Source organism: Arenimonas sp., assembly GCF_019459675.1.
Lineage (GTDB): Bacteria > Pseudomonadota > Gammaproteobacteria > Xanthomonadales > Xanthomonadaceae > Arenimonas.
This window is the reverse complement of record NZ_JAIBFH010000092.1, coordinates 1-3,469: the sequence shown is the minus strand read 5'-3', so window position 1 is coordinate 3,469 and position 3,469 is coordinate 1. Positions and strand designations below refer to the sequence as shown.

The 3,469-nt window shown below is 70.7% G+C and carries 5 protein-coding genes; all 5 read left to right on the top strand.

Translation table 11 applies throughout. From position 1 onward, the window contains the following. On the top strand, window positions 1-622 hold a 622-nt coding region (locus K0M70_RS03515), incomplete at its 5' end, for a methyl-accepting chemotaxis protein (RefSeq protein WP_290779360.1). 14 nt (window positions 623-636) lie between these two features. Continuing rightward, window positions 637-1,083 (top strand): chemotaxis protein CheW, encoded by a 447-nt coding sequence (locus tag K0M70_RS03510; protein ID WP_290779358.1) that lies wholly within the window; start codon window positions 637-639, stop codon window positions 1,081-1,083. Further along, window positions 1,080-2,309: a CheR family methyltransferase gene (locus K0M70_RS03505; RefSeq protein ID WP_290779356.1), complete on the top strand. Its 1,230-nt coding sequence runs from the start codon at window positions 1,080-1,082 to the stop codon at window positions 2,307-2,309. Before K0M70_RS03510 ends, K0M70_RS03505 begins: the two co-directional genes overlap by 4 nt. A gap of 26 nt (window positions 2,310-2,335) precedes the next feature. Continuing rightward, on the top strand, window positions 2,336-2,944 hold the full coding sequence (locus K0M70_RS03500; RefSeq protein WP_290779353.1) for a chemotaxis protein CheW: 609 nt from the start codon (window positions 2,336-2,338) through the stop codon (window positions 2,942-2,944). After that, window positions 2,941-3,469, top strand: a 529-nt coding sequence (locus tag K0M70_RS03495) for an Hpt domain-containing protein (RefSeq protein WP_290779350.1), incomplete at its 3' end; no start/stop codon positions are given. The genes K0M70_RS03500 and K0M70_RS03495, both read left to right, overlap by 4 nt.

The window sequence follows — 3,469 nt, the reverse complement described above, 5'->3', positions numbered from 1 at the left end:
GGCCGGCCTGCGCAACCTGGACACCACGATGGATCGCCTGGCGCAGGCCGCCAATACGATGGCCGCACGCCTGGCGGCCATCCGCGCGGAGGCCGCCGAGATCACGGGCGTGGTCACCACCATTTCCAAGGTCGCCGACCAGACCAACCTGCTGTCAATCAACGCCGCCATCGAGGCCGAGAAGGCTGGTGAGCATGGGCTGGGCTTCCTTGTGCTGGCCCGTGAGATCCGCCGCCTGGCCGACCAGACCGCCGTGGCCACGCTGGACATCGAACAGATGGTGAAACAGATGCAGACTGCGGTTTCGGCGGGCGTGATGGAGATCGACCGCTTCGACGAGGAGGTCCGCAGCGGCGTGAGCAATGTGGTGCGGGTGGGCGGCCAGTTCGGCCAGATCATCAGCCAGGTGAAAACGCTTTCCGAGCGCTTTGACGCCGTAAACCACGGCATGCGCAGCCAGGGCCAGGGCGCGCGCCAGATCGGCGACGCCATGGGCCAGTTGATCGACGGTGCCCGCCAGACCTCGGTGTCCTTGCGGGAATTCAACAGCGCCACCGAGAGCCTGCGTGACGCGGTGTCTGTGCTGAAGCAGGAAATCTCCCAGTTCAACGTCGGCAACTGAGCCCCGTTCGCCTTGTGTTGGCCATCGCATTCCAGGTCGGCGACCACGCGCTTGCACTCCCCGCCTCGCGGGTGGTGGAGCTGCTGCCCAGGCGCAGCCTGCGTCCGATCGCCATGGCACCCGAAGGGGTGATCGGCCTGCTGGCCTTCCGCGGCGCGCTGGTGCCGGTGGTGGACCTGTGCCGGCTGGCGCTGGGGCGCGATTCGCGCCCGCTGCGCTCGACCCGTCTGATCGTGCTTTCGCTGCCGCAGGAAGACGGCCAGCGGCTGGTGGGGCTGCTGGCGGAAAGCGTGCTCGACCTGGTCACGCTGGGTGACACGCTGCCCGGGCTGCCCGTGGCCGGCGCCCCCTGGCTGGGCGAACACCTGGCGGGCAGCCCAGGCATGCCGCAGCTGGTGGATCCGATGCGGCTGCTGCCGGTCGAACTGGCCGCCCTTTACCAACAGGCTGCGTCGGAATGAGCCGCCAGGCCCTGATCGAGCTGCTGCAGGCGCGCCTGGGCCTGGACCCCGACACGCTGGGTCCGCGCGTGATCGATGACGCCTTCGCCGATGCGCGCCGCGCGCTGGCCGCCCCCGACGACGCCGCGCTGTACCGCCAGGTACTGATGGACGGCAAGGCGTTCAGTGAACTTTCCGAGCACTTCGTGGTGCCCGAGACGTGGTTCTTCCGCGCCCCCGAGCAGTTCCAGGACCTCGTGCGCTTCGCCCGTGAACAGCCGGCCCGCCGGCCACTGCGCATCCTCAGCCTGCCGGCGTCCACCGGCGAAGAAGCCTACTCGGCCGCGATCGCGCTGCTGGAGGCGGGGCTGGCTGCGGCGGACATCGACGTGCTCGGCATCGATGTCTCGCAGACCGCCATCCGCCGCGGCAGTGCCGGTGTGTTCCGGCCAAGCGCGCTGCGCGGCCAGCCGATACCCCGCCCGTGGTTGCGCGAGGCGGACGACGGCAGCCTCGAAGCCGATCCCCTGCTGCGCCGCTGCGTGCGCCTGCGCACGGGCAATGCGCTGGATCCAAAACTGCTGCAGTCCGAGCCGGGCTTCGACGTCATTTTCTGCCGGAACCTGCTGATTTACCTGCGGCCCGAGGCGCGCGCCCAGCTGCTGCACACCCTGCTTTCGGCCGCCCGCGCGCCGGCGCTCGTGCTGGCCGGCCAGGCCGAAGTACTCAGCTCAATGTCCGACGCGCTGCGGCCCTACGAAGGGGGCTGCCCGCTGAGCTTCATGCACGGCGCACCGCGCGCGGCAAGCGCCGCGCAAGGGTTGCCCAAAGCCGCGCCGCGGCCCACCCATCGCCCCGCACCCGCGCCGGCCCGCGTGCCGACACCGCCCGCCGGGTCCGCGCCACCGGCCACGCCATCGCTGGCACAAGAGGACATCGCTCGGGCGCATCAGCTGGCCGATGCGGGCCAGGTCGACCAGGCAAGGGCGGCCTGTCTCGCGCACCTGGGCCGGCAGCCAGCCGACGTGGACGCGCTCTACCTGCTGGGACTGCTTGAGTCCGCCGCAGGGAATGCCGAGGCGGCCGAGCGCGCCTTTACCCAGGTCCTGTATCTGGACCGCGACCATCTTGACGCGATCGAACAGCGGGTGGGCCTGGCCGAGCGTCGCGGCGCCGGCGACCAGGCGCGCGACCTGCGCGCCCGGGCGGCCCGCCTCCGCCAGCGTCAACGCGAGGCAGCACCATGACCGGTTTGCCCGAAAGATGCTGGCGCGTGATCGGGGTTCAGGGAGGCGACCAGAGCTGCGAACGGCTGCTCGAAGTCCTGCACTGCCGCAACTGCCCCATCTATACCGCCACCGCGCGCCAGCTGCTCGACCGCGAATCACCCGTGGACGAAAGCATCGAGCGCCCCATGGACCCCCGTCGCGCCGCCACCAGCCATACCGCGCTGGTTTTCCGCCTCGGCCAGCAATGGCTGGGGCTGCCGCCCGCACTGGTGGCCGAGGTCGCCGGCAACCCGCCGGTGCGACGCCTTGCGCACCGCACCGACGGGCGCATCGAGGGCGTGGTCAACGTGCGTGGCGAACTGCGCCTTTGCGTCTCGCTGGTCGAACTGCTGGGCTTGGGCCGCCGCGACGCCGGGAGCGCGACGTCGCGCCTGGTGCTGGTTGACCACGAAAGCGGCCCCCTCGCCTTCCGCTGCGACGAAGTCCGCGGCTTGATGCCCTACACCGAAGAAGCCACCGAGCCGCCGCCCGACACGCTTCGTGCGCCGCTTGATGACTGCGTGCGCGCCATGATGCCCAGCGCCTCCGGGCACGTCGCGCTGCTCGACGCCCATGCCGTTACCCGGCTGCTGCGATCGGCGTTGTTCGAATGACGGCGCTCTGGCCCCTGATGCAGGAGGAGCTGGCTCGGCTGCTGCCGCAGCTGCGTCGTTTTGTCGACGCCATGGGGCACGGGGAAGACGCTGCCGCCGCCGCGCAGTGGCAGCGGCGGCTCACCGCCTTCAAGGGCGCCACCCGCGTACTGGGCGAGACAGCCTTGCCCAACGTGGTCGAACGCATGGAAGTCCTTTGGCAATCGCCCGGCAGCCACGACGAGCGGCTGGCCCAAGCCCGGCGCTGCATCGACACGCTGGCCACGATCGCCGGGCAGGACTTCACGCAGGCGCTGGAAACCCTGGCCGGAATGGCCATCGCGACGGTCCCGGCCGCAGCACCCGCGGCTTCCGCGCCGGCATTGGATGCCCGCCTGCGCGGACTGTTCGCCACCGAAGTGGACGACAAGTGCAACGCCATTGAGCGCGTGCTGCTGCAGCTGGAGCAGGCGCCGGAGCGGCTGGAACTGATCGCGCCGCTGATGCGCGCCGCGCACTCGATCAAGGGCGCGGCGCGCGCCGCTG

What these genes read in the sequence shown, in the direction of transcription:
- K0M70_RS03505 (WP_290779356.1), top strand. Translation starts at nt 1,080, where the DNA reads ATGAGCCGCCAGGCCCTGATCGAGCTGCTGCAGGCGCGCCTGGGCCTG.